Annotated in this window: 22 protein-coding genes, 1 tRNA gene and 2 rRNA genes; all 25 read left to right on the top strand. The window is 61.9% G+C overall.

Annotation, left to right across the window (positions count from 1 at the left end):
* The first annotated feature begins 7 nt into the window (after positions 1–7).
* The 25 genes from TACI_RS05435 (at position 8) to TACI_RS05315 (ending at position 25,201) form a co-directional block, all read left to right on the top strand.
* Positions 8–82, top strand: a tRNA-Ala gene (locus TACI_RS05435).
* Positions 83–133: 51 nt separating this feature from the next.
* Positions 134–3,107 (top strand): 23S ribosomal RNA (locus tag TACI_RS05430).
* A gap of 39 nt (positions 3,108–3,146) precedes the next feature.
* Positions 3,147–3,262 (top strand): 5S ribosomal RNA (gene rrf / locus TACI_RS05425).
* A gap of 242 nt (positions 3,263–3,504) precedes the next feature.
* Positions 3,505–5,184 (top strand): GspE/PulE family protein, encoded by a 1,680-nt coding sequence (locus TACI_RS05420; RefSeq protein WP_012869802.1) that lies wholly within the window; start codon positions 3,505–3,507, stop codon positions 5,182–5,184.
* 18 nt (positions 5,185–5,202) lie between these two features.
* A complete protein-coding gene (locus tag TACI_RS05415; RefSeq protein WP_012869801.1) occupies positions 5,203–6,288 on the top strand; it encodes a type IV pilus twitching motility protein PilT in 1,086 nt (361 codons plus the stop codon).
* Between the two features lie 87 nt (positions 6,289–6,375).
* Positions 6,376–7,581, top strand: coding sequence for a type II secretion system F family protein (locus TACI_RS05410; protein WP_012869800.1), 1,206 nt, complete (start codon positions 6,376–6,378; stop codon positions 7,579–7,581).
* Positions 7,582–7,610: 29 nt separating this feature from the next.
* Positions 7,611–8,063: a prepilin-type N-terminal cleavage/methylation domain-containing protein gene (locus TACI_RS05405; protein WP_012869799.1), complete on the top strand. Its 453-nt coding sequence runs from the start codon at positions 7,611–7,613 to the stop codon at positions 8,061–8,063.
* Positions 8,064–8,089: 26 nt separating this feature from the next.
* Complete coding sequence (locus TACI_RS05400; RefSeq protein ID WP_012869798.1) at positions 8,090–8,431, top strand: type IV pilus modification PilV family protein; 342 nt, start codon at positions 8,090–8,092, stop codon at positions 8,429–8,431.
* The gene (locus tag TACI_RS05395; RefSeq protein WP_012869797.1) at positions 8,406–9,278 is read left to right on the top strand and encodes a type IV pilus modification PilV family protein; all 873 of its coding nucleotides are present in this window, start codon (positions 8,406–8,408) and stop codon (positions 9,276–9,278) included. The genes TACI_RS05400 and TACI_RS05395 overlap by 26 nt, the downstream gene beginning before the upstream one ends.
* Positions 9,275–9,922 (top strand): type II secretion system protein, encoded by a 648-nt coding sequence (locus TACI_RS05390; RefSeq protein ID WP_012869796.1) that lies wholly within the window; start codon positions 9,275–9,277, stop codon positions 9,920–9,922. The genes TACI_RS05395 and TACI_RS05390 overlap by 4 nt, the downstream gene beginning before the upstream one ends.
* 29 nt (positions 9,923–9,951) lie before the next feature.
* A complete protein-coding gene (locus TACI_RS05385; protein WP_242601070.1) occupies positions 9,952–13,371 on the top strand; it encodes a pilus assembly protein in 3,420 nt (1,139 codons plus the stop codon).
* Positions 13,372–13,386: 15 nt separating this feature from the next.
* Entirely contained in the window at positions 13,387–14,343 is a 957-nt protein-coding gene (pilM, locus tag TACI_RS05380) for a type IV pilus biogenesis protein PilM (protein WP_242601069.1), read from the top strand.
* Complete coding sequence (locus TACI_RS05375; RefSeq protein ID WP_012869793.1) at positions 14,340–14,939, top strand: PilN domain-containing protein; 600 nt, start codon at positions 14,340–14,342, stop codon at positions 14,937–14,939. Before pilM ends, TACI_RS05375 begins: the two co-directional genes overlap by 4 nt.
* Positions 14,926–15,438 (top strand): hypothetical protein, encoded by a 513-nt coding sequence (locus TACI_RS05370; RefSeq protein WP_012869792.1) that lies wholly within the window; start codon positions 14,926–14,928, stop codon positions 15,436–15,438. The genes TACI_RS05375 and TACI_RS05370 overlap by 14 nt, the downstream gene beginning before the upstream one ends.
* A complete protein-coding gene (locus TACI_RS05365; RefSeq protein ID WP_012869791.1) occupies positions 15,428–16,030 on the top strand; it encodes a hypothetical protein in 603 nt (200 codons plus the stop codon). Before TACI_RS05370 ends, TACI_RS05365 begins: the two co-directional genes overlap by 11 nt.
* On the top strand, positions 16,008–17,777 hold the full coding sequence (locus tag TACI_RS05360) for a type II secretion system protein GspD (RefSeq protein ID WP_012869790.1): 1,770 nt from the start codon (positions 16,008–16,010) through the stop codon (positions 17,775–17,777). The genes TACI_RS05365 and TACI_RS05360 overlap by 23 nt, the downstream gene beginning before the upstream one ends.
* Positions 17,778–17,873: 96 nt before the next feature.
* The gene (gene efp, locus TACI_RS05355; protein ID WP_012869789.1) at positions 17,874–18,446 is read left to right on the top strand and encodes an elongation factor P; all 573 of its coding nucleotides are present in this window, start codon (positions 17,874–17,876) and stop codon (positions 18,444–18,446) included.
* Positions 18,447–18,500: 54 nt separating this feature from the next.
* Positions 18,501–18,917: a CD1247 N-terminal domain-containing protein gene (locus tag TACI_RS05350; RefSeq protein WP_012869788.1), complete on the top strand. Its 417-nt coding sequence runs from the start codon at positions 18,501–18,503 to the stop codon at positions 18,915–18,917.
* Between the two features lie 47 nt (positions 18,918–18,964).
* Positions 18,965–19,411, top strand: a complete 447-nt coding sequence (locus TACI_RS05345) for an Asp23/Gls24 family envelope stress response protein (RefSeq protein ID WP_012869787.1) — start codon at positions 18,965–18,967, stop codon at positions 19,409–19,411.
* 88 nt (positions 19,412–19,499) lie between these two features.
* Positions 19,500–19,979 (top strand): hypothetical protein, encoded by a 480-nt coding sequence (locus TACI_RS05340; protein ID WP_164925169.1) that lies wholly within the window; start codon positions 19,500–19,502, stop codon positions 19,977–19,979.
* A complete protein-coding gene (gene nusB / locus TACI_RS05335; RefSeq protein ID WP_012869785.1) occupies positions 19,976–20,422 on the top strand; it encodes a transcription antitermination factor NusB in 447 nt (148 codons plus the stop codon). The genes TACI_RS05340 and nusB overlap by 4 nt, the downstream gene beginning before the upstream one ends.
* Positions 20,400–21,593, top strand: coding sequence for an exodeoxyribonuclease VII large subunit (gene xseA, locus TACI_RS05330; protein ID WP_012869784.1), 1,194 nt, complete (start codon positions 20,400–20,402; stop codon positions 21,591–21,593). The genes nusB and xseA overlap by 23 nt, the downstream gene beginning before the upstream one ends.
* A gap of 18 nt (positions 21,594–21,611) precedes the next feature.
* Positions 21,612–22,652, top strand: coding sequence for an S-methyl-5-thioribose-1-phosphate isomerase (mtnA, locus tag TACI_RS05325; RefSeq protein ID WP_164925400.1), 1,041 nt, complete (start codon positions 21,612–21,614; stop codon positions 22,650–22,652).
* 1 nt (position 22,653) lies between these two features.
* Positions 22,654–23,889 (top strand): adenosylhomocysteinase, encoded by a 1,236-nt coding sequence (locus TACI_RS05320; RefSeq protein WP_012869782.1) that lies wholly within the window; start codon positions 22,654–22,656, stop codon positions 23,887–23,889.
* Between the two features lie 37 nt (positions 23,890–23,926).
* Positions 23,927–25,201, top strand: a complete 1,275-nt coding sequence (locus tag TACI_RS05315) for an amidohydrolase (RefSeq protein ID WP_012869781.1) — start codon at positions 23,927–23,929, stop codon at positions 25,199–25,201.
* The last annotated feature ends 8 nt before the right edge of the window (positions 25,202–25,209 follow it).

Genomic DNA, 25,209 nt, shown 5'->3' with positions numbered 1-25,209 from the left:
TTTAGTTGGGGATGTAGCTCAGTGGGAGAGCGCCTGCCTTGCACGCAGGAAGTCGGCGGTTCGAATCCGCTCATCTCCACCATTTTTATGCACAATGACAGAGTCCTCTTTTGGGGTTATATGAGGAAGATGGGGTTAAGGTATTAAGGGCACGCGGGGGATGCCTAGGCGCCAGATGCCGATGAAGGACGTAGCAAGCTGCGAAAAGCCACGGGGAGGCGCAAGCGGCCGTTGATCCGTGGATTTCCGAATGGGGCAACCTGCCGGGAGTAGTTCCGGCGCCCTTTATGGGGCGGGCACTCGGCGAAGTGAAACATCTCAGTAGCCGAAGGTAGGAGAAATCGAAGAGATTCCCTGAGTAGTGGTGAGCGAAAGGGGAGCAGCCTAAACACTGTGCGTGTAAGCGTGCGGGCGTTGCGCGCGGTGGGTAGAGGGACAGGCTGAGGGCGGGCCGCATCTCGTCCGGTCAGTGAGAAAGGCTCATTGTAGCGGAACCGTGTTGGGAAAGCGGGCCGCAGAGGGTGATAGCCCCGTACGCGAAACGATGAGCTCTGGCTAAGCCTGATCCCGAGTAGGGCGGAGCACGTGGAATTCCGTCTGAATCAGGGCCGACCACGGTCTAAGGCTAAATACGTCTGGCGACCGATAGTGTATCAGTACCGAGAGGGAAAGGTGAAAAGCACCCCTGGCGGGGAGTGAAATAGACCTGAAACCGCGTGCTTACAAGCAATCGGAGCCGCGCGAGCGGTGACGGTGTGCCTCTTGGAAAATGAGCCGTCGAGTTATGGTGTGTGGCGAGGTTAAGGGCTGTTAGGTCTGTAGCCGCAGGGAAACCGAGTCTGAATAGGGCGCTAGTCGCATGCCATAGACCCGAAGCCGTACGATCTATCCATGTCCAGGTTGAAGTCCGGGTGACACCGGATGGAGGACCGAACCAGGGCCTGTTGAAAAAGGCTTGGATGAGGTGTGGATAGGAGTGAAAAGCTAATCGAGTACGGTGATAGCTGGTTCTCCCCGAAATGCATTGAGGTGCAGCCTCGACGTGGAGGTGTGACGGGGGTAGAGCTACTGGATGGGTGAGGGGGCCGATGGGTCTACCGAGCTCAACCAAACTCCGAATACCGTTACACGCAGTTGGGAGTGAGACTACGGGTGAGAAGATCCGTGGTCGAGAGGGAAAGAGCCCAGACATCCGGCTAAGGTCCCGAAGCCTGCGCTAAGTGTTACAAGGATGTGGGGGTGCTGAGACAGCCAGGAGGTTGGCTTAGAAGCAGCCATCCTTGAAAGAGTGCGTAACAGCTCACTGGTCGAGCGCTCCTGCGCCGAAAATGTGGGGGGCTAAGCGCGGCACCGAAGCCGATGCATGTGCGGTTATGCCGCACATGGGTAGGGGAGCGTTCCGTATGGGGCGAAGTCAGGCTGTGAAGTCTGGTGGACCGTACGGAAGTGAGAATGACGGCATGAGTAGCGTTAGGCAGGTGTAAACCCTGCCCGCCGGAAGCCCAAGGATTCCTGGGGAAGGTCAGTCCGCCCAGGGTTAGGCGGGACCTAAGCCGAGGCCGAGAGGCGTAGGTGATGGACAGCCGGTAGACAATCCGGCCCCGCTGGTGCGCGTTATTACCGATGGGGTGACGCAGGAGGCTATGTGCGCCGGGTGATGGAAGTCCCGGTCTAAGGATGTAGGGTGTCAGGTAGGTAAATCCGCCTGGCGTGAGCCTGAGATCTGATGGGGACTGCGGTTATACGCGGGAAGGCACAGATGCCAAGCTGCCGAGAAAAGCCTCTAGGGAGTGTTACCAGCGCCCGTACTGTAAACCGACACAGGTGGGCAAGCTGAGAAGGCAAAGGTGAACGGGAGAACCCTCGTTAAGGAACTCTGCAAGTTGACCCCGTAACTTCGGGAGAAGGGGTGCCCTGTGGCGTGAATCTGGAAGCGGAGTAAGCGCTGTGGGGTCGCAGAAACCAGGCTCAGGCGACTGTTTAATTAAAACACAGGACTCTGCTGAAGGCGCAAGCCGAGGTATAGGGTCTGACACCTGCCCGGTGCTGGAAGGTTAAGGGGAGGGGTTAGCCGTCAGGCGAAGCTCTGAACCGAAGCCCCAGTAAACGGCGGCCGTAACTATAACGGTCCTAAGGTAGCGAAATTCCTTGTCGGGTAAGTTCCGACCTGCACGAATGGTGTAACGATCTGAGCGCTGTCTCGACGAGGGACCCGGCGAAATTGTGGTACTGGTAAAGACGCCAGTTACCCGTGGTGGGACGGAAAGACCCCGTGGAGCTTTACTGTAGCCTGATATTGGGTCTTGGCAATCTCTGTACAGGATAGGTGGGAGGCGTAGAAGTCATGCCGCCAGGTGTGATGGAGCCGTCGTTGGGATACCACCCTTAGGTTGCTGGGGTTCTAACCGCTAGAGCTGAACCGCTAAGCGGGACACTGTCAGGTGGGCAGTTTGACTGGGGCGGTCGCCTCCTAAAGAGTAACGGAGGCGCGCGAAGGTCACCTCATCGCGAATGGAAATCGCGAGTTGAGCGCAAGGGTATAAGGTGGCTTAACTGTGAGAGCGACAGTTCGAGCAGAGACGAAAGTCGGTCCTAGTGATCCGGTGGTACCGAGTGGAAGGGCCATCGCTCATCGGATAAAAGCTACCCCGGGGATAACAGGCTGATCTCCCCCGAGAGTTCCCATCGACGGGGAGGTTTGGCACCTCGATGTCGGCTCGTCGCATCCTGGGGCTGGAGAAGGTCCCAAGGGTTGGTCTGTTCGCCCATTAAAGCGGTACGTGAGCTGGGTTTAGAACGTCGTGAGACAGTTCGGTCCCTATCCACCACGGGCGTAGGGGATTTGAGGGGATCTGCTCCTAGTACGAGAGGACCGGAGTGGACGAACCGCTGGTGTACCGGTTGTGGCGCCAGCTGCATAAGCCGGGTAGCCATGTTCGGATCGGATAACCGCTGAAGGCATCTAAGCGGGAAACCGGCCCCGAGATGAGATCCCCCACTGGGCAACCAGGTAAGGCATCCTGCAGATGACAGGATAGATAGGCCGGAGGTGTAAGCGGTGCGAGCCGTTGAGCTGACCGGTACTAATATGCCGAGGCCTTAACCCCATCTTCCTCATGTAACCCAATTAGGGGAACATCCAGATTTCCGGTGGCCATAGCGGAGGGGAAACACCCGGATCCATGCCGAACCCGGCAGTTAAGCCCTCCAGCGCCGATGGTACTGCGGGGGGTACCCGTGGGAGAGTAGGTCGCCGCCGGTCCTTATTGTAGCGGTGGGTCTGAGAACACATCTCAGACCCACCGCTATGTTTTTTGTCCTAACTAGCCCAAGGAGACTGCCGGGTGCATCCCCCCTATCGGGGCCGCATGCGTTTTCTATTGGGGATGACTTCCAGGAGGAGTGGAGTTATATAATTTCCGTGAAGATCCGAGATGTCTCCTTGAGGCATCTCGATTAGTAATTTATAATCAACAAATCTTCCTTCTGCTTTGGGGGTGCGTCATGACCACGGAGACCAAGCATCTTCGTTTGGGGGACATACTGATTCAGGCGGGGGTTTTGACCGAGAGCACGCTGGAGGCCGCCTTGGCGGAGCAGAAGATGAGCTCCATGCGGCTTGGGGAGATACTGGTGAAGAACGGTTGGGTGTCGGAGAAGCATTTGGCGGAGGCGTTGAGCCGACAGCTTAAGGTTCCCCTGGTGTCCCTCTCCCGCTACAGGCCCACTCCGGAGGTGCTAAAGATAGTGCCCGAGAACCTGGCCAGGCGTCTCGACGTGGTACCCTTGAGCATCCTGGAGAACGACAAGTTGCTGGTGGCCACCGCGGATCCGCTTAACGTCATGGCCCTGGACGAGCTCAAGATGGCCACCGGCAGGGAGATAGACATAAGCATCGCCACCGCGTCGGAGATAAGGCGTGCCTTCGATCAGTTCTACCGGGTGCAGGCCACCTTGGAGGAGGCCATGGTGGAGGTGATGGACGAGAAGCGAGGGGCGGAGTCCTCCCTGAACCTGGTGGATGTGAGCGCCGACGACGCCCCGGTGGTCAAGCTGGTGAACTCCATAATGGAGCAGGCGGTTAAGGAGGGCACGTCGGACATCCACATAGAGGTGTTCGAGAGGAGCGCCCGAGTCAGGTACAGGATAGACGGGGCCCTGTTCGACTCCCTGGAGTACCCTAGGAACCTTCACCCAGCGGTCTGCTCCAGGATAAAGATCATGAGCGGCATGGACATATCGGAGAGGCGTAAGCCCCAGGATGGCCGAATCCTGGTAAAGGTGGGCAACAAGAGGGTGGACCTTCGGGTGTCCTCCTTGCCGGCCCTATTCGGGGAGAAGATAGTCATGCGGCTTTTGGACCAGGAGAACGCCATGGTGGGGCTTGAGAAGCTTGGCTTCGAGCCCAACGAGAAGGCCCTCCTGGAGGACATGATATCCCTTCCTTATGGGATAATCCTGGTTACCGGTCCTACCGGGAGCGGTAAGTCCACCACCCTCTACTCCCTCCTGGAGGTGATGAACACCCCGGACGTAAACATAATCACCGTCGAGGACCCGGTGGAGTACACCATGCCGGGGATAACCCAGGTCCAGGTTAACGAGAAGGCGGGGCTCACCTTCAGCGAGACGTTGCGGTCCATACTGAGGCAGGACCCGGACAAGATAATGTTGGGAGAGATTCGGGACCAGGAGACAGCCCAGCTGGCCATAAGGGCGGCCCTCACGGGTCACCTGGTGCTCTCCACCCTTCACACCAACGACGCCCCCAGCGCGGTGGCTAGGCTTTTGGACATGGGGATACAGCCCTTCATGGTCTCCTCCGCGGTGGTGGGGGTGGTGGCCCAGCGGCTTGCTCGGCGGCTTTGCAACTTCTGCAAGCGGGAGATGGAGATTCCCCCCTCGGTGGCTCGGTCGCTGGACCTGCCGGAGGGGACCAGGGTCTTCGCCCCGGTGGGGTGCGACGAGTGCAGGAACACGGGCTATAAGGGAAGGACCGCCCTCTTCGAGATAATGATGGTGGATGAGGAGATAAAGCGGGCCATAGCGGAGGGGGCCCCGGTCTATGAGATCCGTAAGTTGGCAATATCGAAGGGCATGACAACTCTCCGAAGGGCTGGCATTAAAAAGGTTTTAGATGGTATAACTAGTATTGAGGAAATGATGACCGAGACCATGCAATAGATTCTACGGAGGTGTGACATGTCCATACCGTCGCTAAAGGTTCTCTTGTATGAGATGATAAGGCGCAACGCCAGTGACCTTCACATAAGCTCCAACAGGCCCCCCATGCTTAGGGTGGATGGTACCCTGATACCCTTCGACATCCCGGATCTGACCCCTAACGATGTGATGGAGTACGTGGGGGATCTCTTGCCCCCCGGTCGGTGGGAGGAGTTTACCCAGAACCGGGAGCTGGACTTCAGTTTCACCATGATGTCCCTGGACAGCATGCCTAGGTTCCGGGTCAACTGTTTCTTCGAGAAGGGTAACCCGGCCATCGCCATACGGTTCATCTCCACCGACATAAGGACCACCAGGCAGCTTAGGTTGCCCATGGAGATAGACCAGGTGGCGGAGAAGATGAGGGGTCTCTTCCTGGTCACCGGTCCCACCGGGTCCGGCAAGAGCACCACCCTGGCTGCGTTGGTTCACCAGATAAACATGACCCGGTCCTGCCACGTGGTCACCGTGGAGGACCCGATCGAGTACGTGTTCAAGTCCGAGCGGGCCATGATTCATCAGAGGGAGGTTGGGGACGACACCAAGTCCTTCTCCGAGGCGCTGAAGCGGGTTCTACGGCAGGACCCGGACGTGATCATGATAGGGGAGATGAGGGATCTGGAGACCATATCCTCCGCCATAACCGCCGCAGAGACGGGGCACCTGGTCTTGGCCACCCTTCACACCCCCGATGCGGCCCAGACGGTTGACCGGATAGTGGACGTGTTCCCCCCCTACCAGCAGCAGCAGGTCCGGCTCCAGCTGGCCAACATACTCATAGGCATATGTTCCCAGCAGCTGATACCCCTTGCCTCCGGCGGTCGGGTGGTGGCCACCGAGTTCCTGTGGGCCACCCCTGGGATCAGGAACTGCATAAGGGAGGGCAAGACGTCCCAGATAAAGAGCATGATGCAGACCGGCAGCGCGCTTGGGATGCACACCATGGACCAGGACCTGGTGAGGCTTCACCGGGAGGGGATCCTCACCAGGGAGATGGTGGACCAGTACTGCTTCGATCCCAAGGAGGTGGAGCACCTTCTCGGGGGGGCCATATTGGTCCGCTGAAAATTAAAAAATTGATTGCTTGACTTTTGCATTATGGGTTTTTAAAATAGCCCTAACAGGGGTTAGGCCCTCTTGGGAGGCGTGATCGTGAGGTTCGAGTACAGGGTTAGGGCTCCTCAGGGGATCGAGAGCGGGGTTTTGGAGGCCTCCTCCAGGGAGGCGGCTGTATCCCTCATAAGGGGCAAGGGCTGGGTTCCCCTGGAGATCCGGGAGGTGTCGGGTGGCGGCGGTCTGAAAAGGGGGATAACCCTGTTCAAGCCCAAGCCCAAGCTGAAGGACGTGGCTCTGGCGTTCCGTCAGCTGGCCACCATGATATCCGCCGGCATAACCGTGGCGGGGGCCTTGGGCATCATAAAGGAGCAGGTCCAGAACAGGGCCCTTGCCAAGGCGTTCGACAACGTGTCCAGGGGTGTCATGTCTGGTAGGGGGTTGGCAGACGCGATGGCGTCCGAAAGCACCTTTTCCCCCCTGGTGGTCTCCATCGTCCGGGCCGGTGAGGAGGGTGGCGTGCTGGACCTGAGCCTTCAGAGGCTGGCTACCCTGCTGGAGAAGCAGGAGGCGCTGAGGAGGAAGATATCCTCCGCCCTGGTCTACCCCATGGTGGTTCTGTGTATATGCGTGATGGTCCTGGGGATACTGGTCTTCGTTATAATTCCCCGCTTCTCTCTGGTGTTCAACCAGATGGGGATAGAGCTTCCGCTCATAACCAGGATCGTCTTTGCCTTCGCCAACGGGGCCAGGGACAATGGCCTGGTGATAATGGGCGTCCTGTTGTGTCTTGGGGTGGCCCTGGGGCTACTTAAGAAGATACCCAGCGTGGCCGCCCGTTGGGATCGGGCGAAGCTCAAGTTTCCCCTGGTTGGGGATGTGATCTACAAGGGAATAATGGCCCGGAGCTTCAGGACCTTCGGAACCTTGATATCCTCCGGCGTGCCCCTCTTGAGGTGTCTGGACATGGCATCCGACGTGGCCAACAACCAGTTCGTGGGTGGAGCTTTCAAGTCCCTGCGGGAGGGGGCGGAGAAGGGGATTCCCCTCAATGTGAAGGCCAAGAGGGACAAGCTCTTCCCCCCCATGGTGTGTCATATGGTGGCTATAGGGGAGGAGACCGGTAAGTTGGAGGAGATGTTGGAGAAGGTGGCGGACTGGTACGACATGGAACTGGAGGAGAAGATAAAGGGGCTCACGTCCGCCCTGGAGCCGATGCTGATAGTGTTCGTCGGGGGAGTGGTGGCGGTGGTGGCCATGTCCATCTTCTTCCCCATAATAAGCGCCATCCAAAGCCTCATGTAATGGGGCTATAAAAAAGGAGGAGATGTGAAATGAAGCAGGTGTTGGGTCGGTTGATGGGCAAGAAGCGGAAGGGTTTCACGCTGGTGGAGTTGCTGATCGTCATCATCATCATAGGCATCCTGGCGGGGGCCATGCTCCTGGTGGCGGGCAGCAGCACCGACAAGGCGGAGGCAACCAGGATCGTGAGCGACCTGAGGACCATCAAGAGCGCTGCCATGATGGCCTACTCGGACAAGGGTACTTGGCCTGCCAACCTGAACGATGTTAAGTCTTACATGGGCAATTCCTCGGTGGACACCTCCAAGTTCCAGCTTGATACCACCGCTAGCGGCGACGTGTACATTGGGCGCAAGCTTGATGGCGTAAGTGGCGGCATCAAGGGCAAGTTGAAGGACATGGCCCAAAAGGACAAGAACCTGTTCGGCGACCTTAATGGCAACATATACACCAACCAGGAAATCGTCTACATGCAGGTTCGCTAGGCCTTAGTGTGGGGGCGCGCGGTCCGATGAGGCGAGGGTTCTCCCTGGTGGAGGCGCTGATATCTCTGGTCATCCTGGCGGTGGTGTTGTTGGGGCTGGCCGCATCCATCATGATGTCCCACTCCATGGCCATGAGGACCTCCGAGCAGGAGAGCGTGCTTTGGCTGGCGTCGGACGCGCTGGACGCGCTGGAGCGGGGGGACTCCCCCCCCTCCAGCGTCCCCCCCTACTCCCTTTCCTACTCCTCCGGCGACGTGCCCCAGGGCCGCCGCTGGGTGGTCACCGTGACCTGGGACTCCGCGTCGGGACCCAGGTCCCTTTCTTTCGAGAGGGTGATGCCCCGTGACCCGTCACTGGCGGTCAATTAGCCTCGGATCCCGCAGGGGCTTCTCCCTGGCGGAGATCCTGATGGCGGTTCTGGTTGGCGCTGTGGCCCTGATGGGTGCGGTGGCCATGTTCTGGCTTTATATGTCCCATTATGAGCGGGTGGACCAATCCGCTCGGGCCCGAATGAGGGCCGAGGAGGCGGTGGTGCTCCTGCAGGACTGGATCCTTAACGCATCGGTCGGAGTCTCGGCGGATCGCCCCTCCGATGCGTTTCCCGGTGTCTCATCTCTGTCCTCCTGGGGGGGGATGGTGGAGGTGCTGGACCAGGGGCGCCGTCTCAGGTTCATCTACGGCGTCCCCGTTGGATCCTGTCTGGTGGCTGCCGATTTGGTGACCGTGCCCACCGGCAAGGAGACGGTGCTGACCCTATCTTCCCCCCTTCCGTCGGACATATTCGACACCTCGTCCACCATGAAGGGGTGGCTCGCCTTCCCGTCCGGCTCGTCGCCGCTTAAGATAAAGGAGATGAACGGCACTTCCGTCAAGGTGGAGAACCGGGTCTCCCAAGATGTTGTTCTTGTCCCCATGGACGAGGTCTTCGTCCTAAGGGCCGCGGACGTTCAGTTCAGGAACGGGACCATATACGTGGAGGACGTGACCCTCACCCCCTCGGAGCCCCGAACCGAGCAGGGGGCCTATGCGGACGTTCGGTTCTCCCTGTCTCCCAAGGGGGACATCCTGACCATGCACGTGCTTAGCCGGGGAGGCAAGCCCGGCAAGGGGATGCCCCAGGGTTGGCCCTCCTCCTTCGGGACAACCCTTTCGTCCGAGGACGCGGGGTCCCACTTGGTCTACGCTAGAACCTCCTGGAGGATGAGAAACCGATGATGCGCTTCAGAAGGGGCTTCGCCCTCCCCACGGTTCTCGTCATCATGCTGGTATCCCTTGGGTTGGTGGCCACCACGTTCTTCATCTCCAGCAACCTCTTCTCCACCACCCAGAGCGTGGTGCAGCAGAAGAGGCACTACATCTCCGCCCAGTACGGGGTATCCCTGGGGGAGGCGTGGCTGGTGGCCAACACCTCCGGGGACGTGTTCCCCGGCTTCGACCCCGGGGCGGATCTCAGCCCCTCGGGCATCCTGGCGGACAGGGACATAGACGGCATGTCGGTCCCCTTCGGGAACCTGATAGCCCGCTCCTCCTCCGGCTCTCCGGGAGTTCTGAAGGCCAGCCTGGACGGTGGAGAGGTGACGGTCTTCATCTACCGGGTGGATTACGATCAGATCCCATCCTATCGGAAGGACCTGCCCCCCAGGCTCAAGAGCATAGTGGAGGTTAGGACGTCGGATATCACCATAGAGCCCTCCCTTCCGGGCTCCTCCGGCGGCGTAGGGGTCCTTGGGGACGCGGGGATATTCAGGCCCCCATCCTACGTGATAAGGAGCGTGTCCAAGCGCAAGGGGTTCGCCCTGGGGGAGGATCGGTACATGGTGGTTGAAGAGGGTGTCTTGGGGAGGAGTGATTCTCCGTGATGAGACGAGAGAGATTAGCCAAGCTGGCCTTGCCTATCGTTCTGACCTTGGGGCTGGCGTTCGTGGGGGCCCGCCTGGTGACCGGTTCGGACCAGGTGGAGCTCAACCCATTCTTCAAGGAGGCCCCCAAGGGTATAGGGGAGGGGGTCTCCCCCAACGTGTTCATACTGATCGACACCAGCGCCCCCATGTTATGGTCCACTGGCGGGGACGTGAACCAGGTGCCGCCTCCCAATGGCCAGCAGTCGGGGCCGCCGGGGACCTCTCCCTACTACCAGCTCCCCAACCCGGTCCCACACAACTCGGTGGTGGGGGATCCCTATTACTATTACGAGTCCTCCGAGACCTACTGCACCTACGGGGACGGATCCCAGCCATACGGCATGACCACCGATCAGTACTACCAGTACTGGGGCAGGGATATAGATCCCTCCAACAACCGGGAGTTCGACGAGGACTGCTACGCCCAGGACAACGATTACCTGCGCTACAGGCGGGGGCAGAGGGCCAACGGCCTGGTCCCCAACGACAGCCGGGCCTTCAAGATGAAGCTGGTGCTCTGGCGCCTCATCCGATCCCCGGAGGTGATCCGGGACTCCATCGTCGGAGTGGCCACCTACTATCAGCAGGACTACTCCAACCAAGGAGCCAGCCGCTTCCCCTACGCAGACTGGTACCGGGGGATCAGCAAGAACAGGGTCTTCAAGTACCGGGAGGAGTCGTGGCCCAACGGCAGGTTCGGGTACGACAACCCCCAGTCGAACGGCCTGGGCGGCACTGGCATGACCTACTACGGTAGGAGCGTGAGGATAAGCCGGGGGGTATACATAGGCACCAACGAGACCAGCAAGAGGGCCATGTTCATAGTGCCCCCCGCCCAGCTGTACAGGAAGATAGGGGCCGGCTACCAGCCCACCCGGTTCAGGGACCAGGTTACCCAGTGGTTCAACGGCACCGAGAGCCAGAACGACCGGGAGCTCCGGTTCGACGGCAAGCGCCCCTTGGCTCAGGCCATCGCCTTCTCGGACAAGTATGCGGGGCTGGAGGGGTCCCTCCGGGACTTCTTCTGCGCCAGGGAGAACGGCAAGGCGGACGTGAACAACGTGTACACCAGCGTCAAGCCCAACTACGTATCCAGCTGGTGTCAGGGCAACTACGCCATAATACTCACCGCCGGGGGGCAGAACCGGGACAATGTGGACCCGGTGGAGGCGGTGAGGCAGCTCCAGCGGACCCGGATATCCTACAGTGGCTGGGGAATAGATCCCTCCACTGGGGCATACCGGATGTCCCAGCCGGTGAGGGTCTTCGTGGTTGGCTTCATCAACCCGAATCCTACCACCGACAAGGGCCGGGAGGCCAAGCGCACCATCGACAGGATGGCGGACGTGGGGGACGACGGGCTGGAAAACGGCTCCGCCTCCGCCTTCTACGCCAACGACGTGGGGGCTCTGATGGAGGCCTTCAAGCGGATATTCGAGACCATAAACAGCAACGTGGGCAGCGGCGGGGCCCCAACGGTGAGCCCCAAAAGCGATGGGTCCGCCAACGTCTACTCCGCCACCTTCGCGGTGATGCTGTCCAGCAAGGTCCAGCAGTGGAAGGGGGACATAGTCTGCTACGGGATCGACAAGGACGACAATCAGGTCTTCAAGTGGAGCGCGGCGGAGAAGCTCAACGCAAGGGAGCACACGGACCGTACCCTGTACGCCCTGGTGCATGGCAAGGGGCTCGAGAAGGTGTTCCACGGGGGATCCTTCTCCGATACCGGATCGTTGGCGTCCCAGATGGGGGTGTCCTCCTCCCAGGCGGAGCTGTTCCTCCGGTGGCTCATGGGGGACAGGACCGTGGAGGCGGATCAGACGGGCTTCAAGGTCAAGTGGGACGAGGACTTCGATGAGGCCTATCCGCACAAGAGGCCCAGCCAACGCTACAAGATGGGGGACGTGTACCACGGGGGAATCGTGGAGCTCGCCGTCCAGTCCTCCACGGGGAGCAAGGAGCTGGCGCTTCTGGCCCAGGACAACCTGGGGCTACTTCACGCCTTCGACGGGGAGTCCGGGGTGGAGAAGTGGGCCTTCGCCCCCCCTAACGTCCTGGAGGGCCGCCGGCTGGTGGGGCTTAAGCAGTTCGCCGGGAGCTGGATCCAGACCACGGATCAGAACCAGATCTACGCCTCGGTGCCCAGGTACATGCTGGACGGTCCTCTGATGGTGGAGAGGACCCATGACGGCAGGTACGTGCTCCTGGGCCTGCTGGGAAGGGGGGGCTGCGGGCTGTACGCCATGGACGTAACGTCCCCCTGGTCCCCCAGGTTCCTCTGGGGGGTGGAGAACCAGCTCTTCGGCTTCTCGGGCGGCACAACCATGCCCTCCATCTCCCAGAACAGGAAGATAGTGAGGTGGGATCAGACGGGCCGGACGGTTATCCCCTACGACCAGTACTCCCAGTGGGGGCAGGGTGGCTGGGGGTGGAACTACTCCCAGATGTACCTTACCACCTCCACCCCGGTGGTGGGCACCTTCCAGGGCAAGGACGTGTTTCTCATGGGCGGGGGCTACCCGGGGGCTTCGAACCTTCACCTGCCCGGGGCGGTCTTCATGACCGACCTCCTGACCGGGGAGCTGCAGAAGCTCTTCACCGAGGAGGGCATGGGGCCCGTGGTGGGCAGCCCCAAGGCCCTGAGGGTCAAGCCTGGATCCAGGGAGATAGACCTCTTCTACTTCGGGGATCTCAAATCCGCTGTGTGGCGGGCCAGCGCGGCGGCTAACTCCTTGCGCAGGATCGTCCCCGTGGGCGTCATCCCCGGAGGAAGGGGGATAGCCCATCAGCTGGGCATAGCCAGGGTCTCCGGCGCCCTCTGGGTGGCGGGTATCACCGGCCACGACGATGGGCTTGAGGACCCGGGCGGATCTCATGCCACCGCCTTCGCCTTCCCCCTGGCCAGGGCCGAGGCGGGGGGGATCCAGAACACCGGGGACCTGAGCAGGATATCCTACTCTGATCAGTCGGTGGCGGGGGGTGGGAACGGGTGGTACATGCCTCTTGAGGTCTCGGGTGTCAACGTGGAGCGTCCCACCACGCCGCCGGTGATCAAGAACGGCTACGCCATCTTCGCCACCTTCGTCCCATCCAGCGGTCAGTGTCTGGCGGGAAGCGGCAGGTTATACGCGGTGAACGTCAAGACCGGGGCCAGCGGCTGGGGGGGACAGAAGTTCAGGGAGATAGAGAACCTGAAGATAACGGGCATAACCATCCACAAGAACAAGATCCACCTGGGGGTTCAAAAGTTCTCCGAAATAGGGGATAATGCGATAAAGAAGGCCTTTGGGAGCGATGCCAAGGCACACTGGGATGGTGGTATGATAACCCTGTCCCTGCCTCCTAACGTTCCAAGGGACGAGAACAAGGTCACCAAATACGAGAGGCTGTACTGGAGGAGACGATGACCCAAGGCGGGAGGGGTGAGGCTTTTGGCGCTATGGGGTAAGACGAAGAGCCTCGGGGGGCTCTTCGTCTTTGGTGACAAGATGCAGTACCTGGCTCTGGACGGCAAGCGGGGGTCCCTTTCAGTGAAGGCCATGGTGGAGGTGGGGCTGGACATGGCCCCCACCCAGAGGGACGTTTGGTCCGATCCGGTGGCGCTAGAGGGGCACCTGCTCAAGCTGAAGAAGGAGATGGGGGGCAAGTGGCCCGGTAGTGCCGTCCTGGGCATCCAGTCCAAGGACGTTATGGTGAAGGTGGTCCAGGTCCCCCGGATGGACGAGAGGGACATGAAGGAGGCCTTCAAGTTCGAGTTCGACAAGCACTTTCCCTTCCCATCCCAGGAGGCGGTGTTCGACCTGGCCATGATCGATCATCCCCTGGACAGCGGGGGGGAGACTGCCTTTGCGGTGGCGGCCGCGTCCAGGTCCCGGCCGGTGGAGTCGTTCCTTCAGGTCTGCAACAAGGCGGGGCTGATGATCCAGTCGGTGGAGCCCAGCGCGGTGGCCATGCTTAGGGCCCTCCAGGGCCCGGATGTGCCGCCGGAGCCCTGCAACCTTTACGTCATGGCGGGCTTCCACACCTCCCTTATAGTCATAGCCTACAAGGACAACGGCATCCTCTACAGGAGCGTATCCTACGCCTTCGGCAAGGGTCGCCCGGCGGAGGACGCGTTCACCTCCTTCGCCCGGGAGATCTACTCCTCCGCCAACTACGCGGCCACCCAGTTCAAGGGGCTGAGCGTGGGGAAGATATACCTCGGGGGGTACGGCCTCCACTACGGGGAGGAGATCCGGGAGGCGGTGGCCTCCATGACCTCCATTCCGATTGAGCTAACGGATCCATGGAACGTGTGGGAGATAAAGGATCCCCCCGATGACCGGTGGGGATGGGACGTGGTCCTTGGCCTCGCCCTCCGGGGGGTGGATGGCAAGTGAAGGTTCTCTTGGATCTTAGGCCCGAGGCCTTAAAGGCCCAGCAGGCCTCCGCCGGCGGCGTGGGGATTGCCTTCGTTCCCATCCTGTTGCTGTTCCTCCTCTTCCTGGTGGGGCTGGTGAACGTGGCGTGGTCTTCATACGTGCTTTTCAACCTGTTGGCGGAGAGGGAGGACGTTAGCTACCAGCTGGCGGAGTCCCAGGCCCTGGCGGACCGGCTTGCCATACAGATAGGCGCCATGGAGAGGAGGAACAGGGCGGTCAAGGACACGGTGGACTTTCTCCTTAAGGATACGCCCTCCATAGAGGTGCTGGCCACCGTAAACGGGGCCTCCCCAAACGACTTCTTCCTCGAGAAGGTGGAGATCGCCGATGGGGCCTTCACCGTGGCGGGGGTGGGGAAGGACCAGGGTAAGGTGGTGGCCTTCGCCACCGGGCTTAATGGGCAACCGGTGTTTCAGTCCGTGTCCATGCCGGTGACGGAGGAGCGCAAGGTGGGGAAGGAAACTTGGCTTGCGCTCACCTCCAAGGGTACCTTAGCCAGTTGGAAGGATTACCTGTCCAAGGTGAAGGGAGGGGTGGGAGTTGCGAAGCCCTAAGCTTTCCTCCACCACGGCGGGGCTTATCCTGGGGGGGCTCATATTGGGGCTCGCCCAGGGGGGAGTCATCTACATGATAAAGAGGCTCTCATCCGAAGTGGCGGAGATGAAGGTCCAGAAGTCCGCCCTGGACTACTCCAATGAGCAGAAGGCGTTGAAGCTGGAGTCCCTCAAGAGGGCCGAGGCGGAGCTGAGCGGTCTGGTCGCCAAGCCGTTCAAGGACGGGGTGGACTTCTATGCGTCAATAAACAGCATCTTGAGCCAGAACGGGCTTGACAAGCCCTTGGTGTTGCCCGCATCGGTGGATCAAGGGGCGGTGTCCGCCAAGGTGACCGTCACCGGTGGATACGAGTCTCTCCTCATCACCCTGGGGAACATGCGCCGTTACCCCAAGGCGATCCGGGTTGACTCCCTTTCTATCGACGCCGCCTCGGATGACAAGGTCAAGATATCCATGTCCGTCAGCGGCCTCATGGAGGTGACCAGCGGTGACAAGTGATGCCACCCAGCCTCGGGGCCTGTTCGCCCTGATGGCTCAGCGAACCAAGGAGGGGCGCAGGGTCCGATGGCTGTTCTCCATCCTGTGTCTGGCCCTCCTGGGGGCGGAGTGCTACGGAAGCTACACGGTGTTCACCTCCTCGGCCACCACGCCGGAGACGCTGCGGAGCGCCTCACCAGAGGAGGATCAGCAGCGGGCCCTGTCGGAGGTGCCCTTCGAGAGGGCCTACATGGAGATGCGCATGTCCTCCCTGGAGACCGCCCAACTGGCCAGCGCCTCTGCCGGCAACCCCTTCAGGCGCCCCGCGGCGGCCATCGAGGTTCCCCCCATGGTGCCGTCGATTGGCCCCGATGGGGTCCCGGTGGCGCCTCCGCCGGAGGTTCAGCCCCCCATGGTCACTGTCCGGGCGGTCATGATCCTGGGCAGCAAGGCTGCGGCGGTGGCGGACATAGAGGGGGACGGACAGGCGGTGATCCTTCGTGTTGGCTCCTCCTTCGATGGGGGCAGGGGAAAGGTGCTGAACATAAGCACCTCTGGGCTAAGGTTCCGTTGGAGGGAGAGGGTGTACGATGCGGCTTTCCAGGCTAACTGATCTAATCTCATCGAGCGGCTTCAGGTCCTTTTCGCTCCTCCTTTTGGCGTTGCTGGCCTTTACCGGGCACCTGGGGGCCGCGTGGGCGGAGGTCGCCTCGTCCCAAGCCCAAGAGCAGATGGTCCCCATGATCAGGGACATAAAGTGCACCCAGGGGGGATCCCAGCTGGCCATCCTGGAGTTCATTGGAGCATCCGTAGCCAACCCGTCCAGGATCCAGGACGGGAGGGAGGGGCTCGAGGTCCTCTTTCCCCCCGCGGTCTCGGTGGACCAGGCCCTACCGAGGGAGATCCAGTTCGAGTACCCGCTGCTGAGTTCGGTCTCCCTTAGGACCACCGAAAAGGGGTTGTTGGTGGTCCTGTCCTCCCCGGTCCCGCTGAAGGTCAAGTCCCAGTACGGTGGAGGCACCAACCGGTTCGTCCTCTCCCTGGAGCCCCGGGAGCAGGCCTCCCGAATGAAGTCCGGCCGGGTGCCCACCGTGGTCCCCAGGGCGTCGGACGGCAAGGACCCGCTGTCCTTGAACGTGCCGGTGGACCTGGCGCTCAGGGAAGTGGAGCTCAAGGACGTGTTCCGAATGCTGGGGGACTTCAGCGGCTACAACATCATATGCGATCCCACGGTGCCCACCAGTCCGGTGACGCTCACGGTCCGCAAGGTGCCCATGAAGGAGGTCTTCTCCTACCTCATGAGGACCTACGACATAACCTATGCGGTGATGGGGCGGACGATACTGGTGGGGAAGGCGGACTCCCTGGCCAAGTCCCTGGGACAGGAGAAGACCAAGGCCTTCGAGATATCCTACGGGGATGTGAAGCAGATATCCGCCCAGGTGCAGACCCTGTTCGAGATAACCCGTCCCATAGCGGTGGACGAGAGGCTCCGGGTCATGTACGTGACCGGTCGCCCGGAGCAGCTGGCGGCGGTGGAGCGGTTCCTCAACGCGGCGGATCATCCGGGGAAGCAGGTGATGCTCCAGGCCCGGATCGTGGAGGTCAAGGACGACGGGGTTAGGGAGCTGGAGTCGGTGGTGAACACCGTCTACCGCTACTGGTGGCTCTCCTTCAGCAGCAAGGGCGGGGTTCTGGGCTACAGCCGGATCAACCAGGAATCGGTCTACAAGAACGATACCAACCGGGTGACCAAGCCGGGCGCCACGGACATAAGCGCCATAGCGGAGAGCGGTGGTCTCAGCCTCTTGGACGCGGGTATAAAGGCCCTTGAGAATGCGGACAAGGGCAAGACCCTGGCCAGCCCCTCCGTGGTGGTTGTGGACGGCAAGGAGGCCAAGATATCCCTCACGGAGAACATCAAGTACATCTCCGCCCGGGACCAGGCGGGGAACCCCACCTACTCGGAGGAGAAGGTGGGCCCCACCATGGAGTTCCTGCCCACCGTGGGCAGGGACGGGTTCGTCACCATAAAGATGACCCTCAAGACCGGGGAGGTCACCAAGTACATAAAGGGAGGCCTCGGGGAGGAGGTCCCCCAGACCAGCACCCGGGAGGTCACCTCCTACGTTCGGGTCCGGGATGGGGAGCCCTTCGTGGTTGGGGGGCTGTTCCGGGACAGCAACACCTTCTCCGAGTACCGGATACCGGTGCTGAGCGACATACCCCTCATTGGCGAGCTCTTCAAGTCCAGGACCAAGAAGAAGGAGCGTGGAGAGGTGGCCATGATAGTGATCCCCCACATCCTGGACGTGCCGGGATCACCGGTCAAGACGTCGGAGGTGCACCTGAGCCGCTGATGCCCCTTTGAAGTAAGGGGAAAGTTGGGTTATGATACAGGGGCGGTAGGCCCATGTCACCGATGAAAGCAATAGTTAGATATAGGAGGTTTTCGTATGGCTCAGGTAGTGGACACCAGCGATCTTCGCCCCGGGATGAAGATAAAGTGGGAGGGGGGCATGTGGACCATATTGGAGTGCTCCCATCACAAGATGGGGCGGGGGGGCGCCATAGTCAGGGGCAAGCTCCGGAACCTGGAGACCGGGGCGGCCATAGAGCAGTCCTTCAAGTCTGGGGAGCGGTTCGAGCGCATCGTCTTCGACGAGAAGCCCGCCCAGTATCAGTACCAGGAGGGGGACAACTACGTCTTCATGGACCTGGAGAGCTACGACCAGGTCTACATTCACAAGGACATCCTGGGGGACGTCACCAAGTTCCTGGTGGACAACCTGGAGGTCCAGCTGGAGATGTACGAGGGTAGGATAATGGGAATAGAGCTCCCCAACTCGGTGGTCATGAAGGTGGTGGACACCCCTCCGGGTTTCAAGGGTGACACCGCCTCCGGTGGGGGCAAGCCCGCCACCACCGAGACCGGCCTGGTGGTCACCGTGCCCTTCTTCGTGGAGAACGGGGAGGAGATCGTGGTGGACACCCGGAGCGGGGAGTATCTCGAGAGGGCCAAGAAGTAGCGCCGCCCAGCTTCACATAACCAGGGCCGTTGAGCCCGAGAGGGGGAGTGGACCGTGTCTTCACGGGAGAAGATAGCTTACCTTAAGGGGCTCATAGACGGCCTCAAGATATCCGATCCGGACATGTCCAAGGTCCTGTCGGCGGTGGTGGAGTCCCTGGATGCCTTGGCGGAGGACCTGGAGAACCAGGCGTTGGTGGTGGACGAGCAGCGGGAGGTGCTGGAGGAGATCTCCAGCTACCTGGATCAGCTTGACGAGGACATCTCCTCCCTGGAGGATCGGGTGGAGCCCTGTTGCGGTCACCACGGCCACCACGATGGCGATGACGATGAGGACGAGGACGACGAGGAGTACGTGTCGGTCTGCTGTCCCCACTGCGGCAAGGACTTCTTCTACGATCCCGATGCCTACGATGAGGACGAGGATCTCCTCTGTCCCCACTGTGGGGAGCCCTTCGACAGGTCAGAGTAGGGCTCCTGGCGGTTCCAACCTTAACGTGAGAGGGGGAGCATGCTGCTATGGATGACGCCGATAAGAGGGAGTTCATGGATGGCGCCGAGGCGGTGCCGGGCGGGGCTGGTACCGAGGGCCGGGTCAGGATATCCGAGGATGTGGTGGCCCAGATAGCGGTGAAGGCCCTGAGCGGGGTTGAGGGGGTAAAGCCCGCCAGCCCGGGGCTCATGGCCAACCTTAGGTTGGGGCGGAAGACCACCAACGGGGTCAGGATAACCCTCTCCGAGGGGGAGTTCCCGGAGGTCCAGGTGGACGCCTACGTGGCGGTCCGTTACGGGCTGAGGATCCCCGACGTGTGCTGGGACGTCCAGGAGGCCATAAAGGAGCAGGTGGAGCGCTACACCGGCTACGCGGTCCGGGCGGTCAACGTTTTCGTCCAGGGCATAACCTTCCAGGAGGATCAGGACGACGGGGGCTACGATGACGCCCCATCCTTCGTCGAGGAGGAGTGATCGACCCCGTCGCTCACCGGCCTTCCGCAGCGATGGAAGGCCGGTTTTTTGTTAGACTATTGGCCAGAACCCTTGGGGGTGAGAGCTCATGATGTATCTTTGGAGGACCAACAAGTTGGGCAAGATATGGGTAGATGGGGAGGCCATGAGGAGGACCGTGTCCACCCTGCTCCCTGGCGGCTACGTCTGTCAGGAGGCTTCCTTCTCCGGTCACTCGGACACGCTGAACCTCTTCCTGAGCGTTCCCCAGGGGGAGCCGAAGGACAAGCTGAACCGGGTTGGCAGGCTGATAGAATCCCGCCTGGCTGGATCCGCCATCAAGGTGTCCATCCACTGGACCGAGCGGGAGCCCGGCGGTGGACCTCAGCAGGTGCCCCTGTGGCGGAACCCCCTGGTTTGGGCCTCCGGGACCGCAGCCCTGGTGGCCCTGGCGCAGCTTGGCTTCCGGGGCATAGCCAAGTCGATCCTGGCCGCCGGCCTGGCCTACGGGATATCCTGGCTGGTGGTGACCGACGACGGAAGAAAGCTGGTAAATACCATAATCAAAGAGGTGAAGGATAGGCGATGACCAGGGAACTGCCCAAGAAGCGGCGGCGAGCCAGGGAGCTGGCCCTTCAGCTGGGCTATCTGATGGACATGCGGCAGGAGCTCGGGATCAATGAGGTCCTGGGCTCCTTGCCGTTGGACGAGGAGGACCCGGAGGTGCGGGACTACGCGGTGGCCCTCACATCGGGTCTATACAGGGAGCGGCAGAGGCTGGAGGGCATCCTCCGGGAGCGGCTGGTGGGCTGGCGTCCCGAGAGGATGGTGGCGGTGGATCGGGTGGCCATAAGGCTGGCCATCCTGGAGGGCTACCTGGAGAGGCTGGTCCCCTTCCCGGTGGCCATCTCAGAGGCGGTGGAGCTGGCCAAGCTATTTGGCACCGAGGACTCCGGCCGGTTCGTCAATGGGGTGCTGGGGAGGATCTTTAAGGACCTGGAGGACGTTAATGAGGAGTCCCACCCCAGTTGATGTGGACTCCCTTACGGATCGCATAAGGTCCGCCCTCACGTCCCCCCCTTTCCGGAACATCTGGGTGAGGGGGCAGCTGGAGGGGCTCAAGCGGCACACCAGCGGTCACGTCTACTTCACGCTACTTGGGGCCTCCGCCAGGATAAGCTGCGCCATGTTCAGGTCCAGCGCCGCCTCGGTCCTCCACTGGCCTGGCGATGGCCAGGAGGTGGTGGTGAACGGCAGTCTGGACCTGTACCCCCCCAGGGGGACCTACCAGGTGATAGCCTCCAAGCTGTACCACCTGGGCGTTGGTGACCGGGCCAGGCAGAAGGAGCTGGTGAGGCGCAAACTGGAGGAGGAAGGGCTGTTCGACCCCCGGCTTAAGAGGCCCGTCCCGCCGATCCCATCCCGGGTCCTGGTGGTAACCTCCCCCTCCGGGGCGGCCCTTCAGGACGTCATAAGGGTCTCGGGGGAGAGGTTCCCCCAGTGCGAGATCCTGGTGATCCCCGCCCAGGTCCAGGGTTTCGGCGCCCCCGGGTCCATAGCGGAGGCCATGAGGCGCGCCTCGAAGATCCCTGCCGGGTCCTGTGTAATGCTGGTCCGGGGGGGAGGATCCAGGGACGACCTGGATCCCTTTGACCAGGAGGAGGTGGCCCGGGCCATAAGGGCCTGCCCCTACCCGGTGGTGGTGGGTGTGGGCCATCAGGTGGACACCACCATCGCCGACCTGGCGGCGGACCTATCCGCCCCTACCCCCTCGGGGGCCGCTGAGCGGGTCTTCCCTGACAGGCGGGAGCTGGCCCGGCGGGTGGGCGGCATGCTAAAGCTGGGATCCAGCCACCTCAAGAGGCGGATAACCGCCTCCGGGGCCAGGCTGGATTCCCTGGGGAGCCGGCTCAAGAGACCCCTGGAGGGGGCGTTTAGCCGGGAGGACTTCAGGCTCCGGTCCCTTAGGTCCTCCGCCGCATCCGCCCTCCGTCTCTCCCTGGAGAGGGGCTATGGGCAGCTCAGGGACCTGTCTGGGGCCTTGGAGGCCCTATCCCCCCTTGGGGTGCTGAAGAGGGGCTACGCGGAGATCCAGGACATGAATGGTCGAAAGATCCCCTGCGCGGCGGATCTGGTCCCGGGACAGAGGGTTACCATCCTCTTCCAGGACGGATCGAGGCCCGCCCGGATCCTCGGGGACTAGTTGGAGGTGTTAGCCTTGATGCCCGATGCTTTCAAGTTCGATCCCCGGGAGGGGATCCTGGAGATCCTGGATCAGAGGGGGATCCCCTTCGAGGTATCCTATCTTAAGTGCTCTACCTCCGATCAGGTGGCGGAAGCCATAACCTCCATGGCGGTCAGGGGGGCCCCCGCTATAGGGATCGCCGCCGCCTTCGGGGTGGCCCTGGACGCCCTTCGGGGGCGGGACGTGCTGGAGGCGATCCGGGTCCTGGGAGCCACCAGGCCCACGGCGGTGAACCTCTTCTGGGCCCTGAACAGGATGAGGTCCCTGGCGGACCTGCCGGGGGATAGGATGGCGGACGCCATGGTGGAGGAGGCTTTGACCATATGGCGGGAGGACCTGGCGATAAACCGGGCCATCGGCAGGAACGGAGCGGATCTGATCCCCCATGAGGGGGTGGTGATAACCCACTGCAACACCGGATCCCTGGCCACCGGCGGCTACGGCACTGCCCTTGGGGTCATCCGGTCCGCCGCCGAGCAGGGCAAGAGGATCCGGGTCTTCGTGGATGAGACCCGGCCCCGGCTCCAGGGGGCCCGGCTCACCGCCTTCGAGCTGTTCAACCTTGGGATAGACTTCACCGTCATCTGCGACTCCATGGCCAGCTACCTCATGAGCCGGGTCAAGGTGAGCTGCGTCATCGTGGGGGCCGACCGGGTGGCGATGAACGGGGACGTGGCCAACAAGGTGGGTACCTACTCCCTGGCGGTGGGGGCCCACTATCACCGGGTGCCCTTCTACGTGGCGGCCCCCCTCTCCACCTTTGATCCCAACTGCCCCAGCGGGGATCGGATCCCCATAGAGGAGAGGGATCCAGACGAGGTCCGGTGCGTCATGGGAAGCGAGCTCTTCCCCCCCTCGTACCCGATTTGGAACCCCTCCTTCGACGTGACCCCCGGGGACCTCATATCCGGCATAGTCACTGAGCTTGGGGTCCTGCGTCCCCCTTACGAGGCCTCCTTAGCCAGGGCCCTCGATCTATGGAAAGCGAGATCCCAATCGCATAGGGGAGGGGAGTAGATTGACGTTGAAGGATCACGAGCTTCTGGCGTCGGGGGAGAGGAAGATATCCTGGGCCTGGCGCTACATGCCGGTGCTCAAGGAGCTCAAGGCCAGGCACCAGGCGGAGCGTCCCCTGGAGGGGCGAAAGCTGGCCTGTTGCCTCCACCTGGAGGCCAAGACCGCGTGCCTCCTCCTGGCCCTAAAGGACCTGGGGGCCCAGGTGTTCGCCGCGGGCAGCAACCCCCTGTCCACCCAGGACGACGTGTGCGCCGCCCTGAGGGAGCGGGGGGTCACGGTCCACAGCCGGCGGGGCATGACCGCCGATGAGTACGTGGAGAACCTTAGGCGGTGCCTTATGGAGGGACCGGACTTCATCATCGACGACGGGGCGGACATGGTCTACGTGCTCCACTCGGAGATGCCCCACCTTCTAAAGGATCTGAAGGGGGGCTGTGAGGAGACCACCACGGGGATAAAGCGCCTCAAGGCCATGCACAGGGAGGGTTTCCTCAAGATCCCCATGATCGCGGTTAACGACGCGCTGAGCAAGTACCTGTTCGACAACCGCTACGGAACCGGACAATCCGTGTGGGACGCCATCTCCCGGCTCACCAACCGGATAGTGGCGGGTAGCACGGTGGTGGTGGTGGGCTACGGCTGGTGCGGCAAGGGGGTGGCCAGGCGGGCCCAGGGGCTTGGGGCCCGGGTGGTGGTCACCGAGGTGGATCCCCACAAGGCTCTGGAGGCCCACATGGACGGCTTCTCGGTCATGCCCCTCTTGGAGGCCGCCAAGGTGGGGGACTTCTTCATAACCGTCACGGGCAACACCCGGGTCATCCGGTCCGAGCACTTCTCGGTGATGAAGGATGGGGCCATATTGGCCAATGCGGGACACTTCGACGTGGAGGTCTGCATCCCGGATCTGGAGGCCTTGAGCCGCTCGGTGGAGGAAAGCAGGCCCAACGTCAGGTCCTATCGGATGGAGGACGGCCGGGAGCTGCACCTCCTGGCGGAGGGCCGACTGGTCAACCTGGCGGGGGGCGATGGGCACCCGGTGGAGATCATGGACCTCAGCTTCTCCTCCCAGCTCCTGTCCGCCCTGTTCCTTGTGGACAACCCGATGGCCCCCGGGGTCTACCCCATGCCATTGCAGCTTGACGAGGAGATAGCCCGCCTTAAGCTGTCCAGCCTTGGGATCGCCATCGACCGGCTGACGGAGGAGCAGCGGCTCTACCTGGAGTCCTTCCGGGAGTGATGAACTTGACTAATGAGTGCCATCCGGGGGTGATCTGTTGAGGTTTCTGCTCAGGGACGTTATCCTTTGGGATTGTGAGATGACCTCCCCTGTGCGGGGGGATCTGGTGGTGGAGGATCGGGTCATAAGGGGCCCATTCGGGGTCGGCGAGGGGGAGGGGGAGCTGCTCCTTGACGGGGGAGGGCGCTTCGCGGTGATCCCCGGCTTCTTCAACGCCCACACCCATGTGGCCATGTCCCTGCTGCGGGGGTTCGGCGAGGACCTGCCCCTGATGGAGTGGCTCAATGACCGCATATGGCCCGCGGAGGCCAGGATGAGATCCGAACACGTCCTGGCGGGGACCTTATTGGCCTCGTTGGAGATGATCTCCACCGGTACGGTGGCCTTCGCGGACATGTACTTCTTTATGGATCAGGTCCTTGAGGGGGCCACCAAGGCGGGGCTCAAGGCTAACCTGTCCCGGGGGGTGGTAGGGGACGACCCGGCCAAGCTGGAGGATGGGGTGGGGCTAGTCCAAAGGCTCCAGGGGGACCGGTTCATAGGGTCCCTGGCCCCTCACGCGCCCTACACGGTCTCCCCGGACTTCCTCTCCCAGGTGGCCAGAAGGGCCCGGGAGCTCCAGGTGGGGATACATACCCACTGGCTGGAGACCCGCTGGGAGGTGGGGTACATCCGGGACGAGCTCAAGTTTGATCCGGTGGACCTGCTGATCCGGACGGGGCTGATGGAGGCCCGGTGGCTGATCCTGGCCCACGGGGTCTGGTTCGAGGAGCGGCACATGGATCAGCTGGCCCGGGACAACGTGACGGTGGTCCACAACCCCTCAAGCAACATGAAGCTGGGGAGCGGGTTCGCCCCTGTCCCGGCGATGGCCAGGAAGGGGGTCCGGGTGGCGCTTGGCACTGATGGGGCGGCTAGCAACAACCGGTTGGACATGTGGCAGGAGGTCAGGAGCGCTGCCCTGATCCACAAGGGGGTCACCGGGGACCCCACGGTGGTGTCCGCCGCGGAGGCCCTCAAGATGGCCACCAGAAACGGGGCAGTGGCCATGGGCTTCCACCGCTCGGGGCTCATCCGGGATGGCTTCTGCGCGGACCTGGTGGCGGTGGACCTGCGCAAGCCCCACTATCTGGGGGTCCAGGAGGATTCCCTACTGGGCTACCTGGTCTACGCGGGCTCCTCTGCGGACGTTCACATGGTGATGACCGATGGCCAGGTGGTCTACCGGGAGGGATGTTTCCCCCATCTTGACGCGGCGAGGATAGTTCAGAGGGCCCACCGGAGCCGATTGGAGCTGGTGGGGCGCCCCTAACGGGGCAT

The sequence above is a fragment of the Thermanaerovibrio acidaminovorans DSM 6589 genome, from assembly GCF_000024905.1.
In the GTDB taxonomy this organism is placed as follows: Bacteria; Synergistota; Synergistia; order Synergistales; family Synergistaceae; genus Thermanaerovibrio; species Thermanaerovibrio acidaminovorans.
Note: the sequence above shows the minus strand (reverse complement) of the source record. Positions and strands in the feature narration are given on the sequence as shown.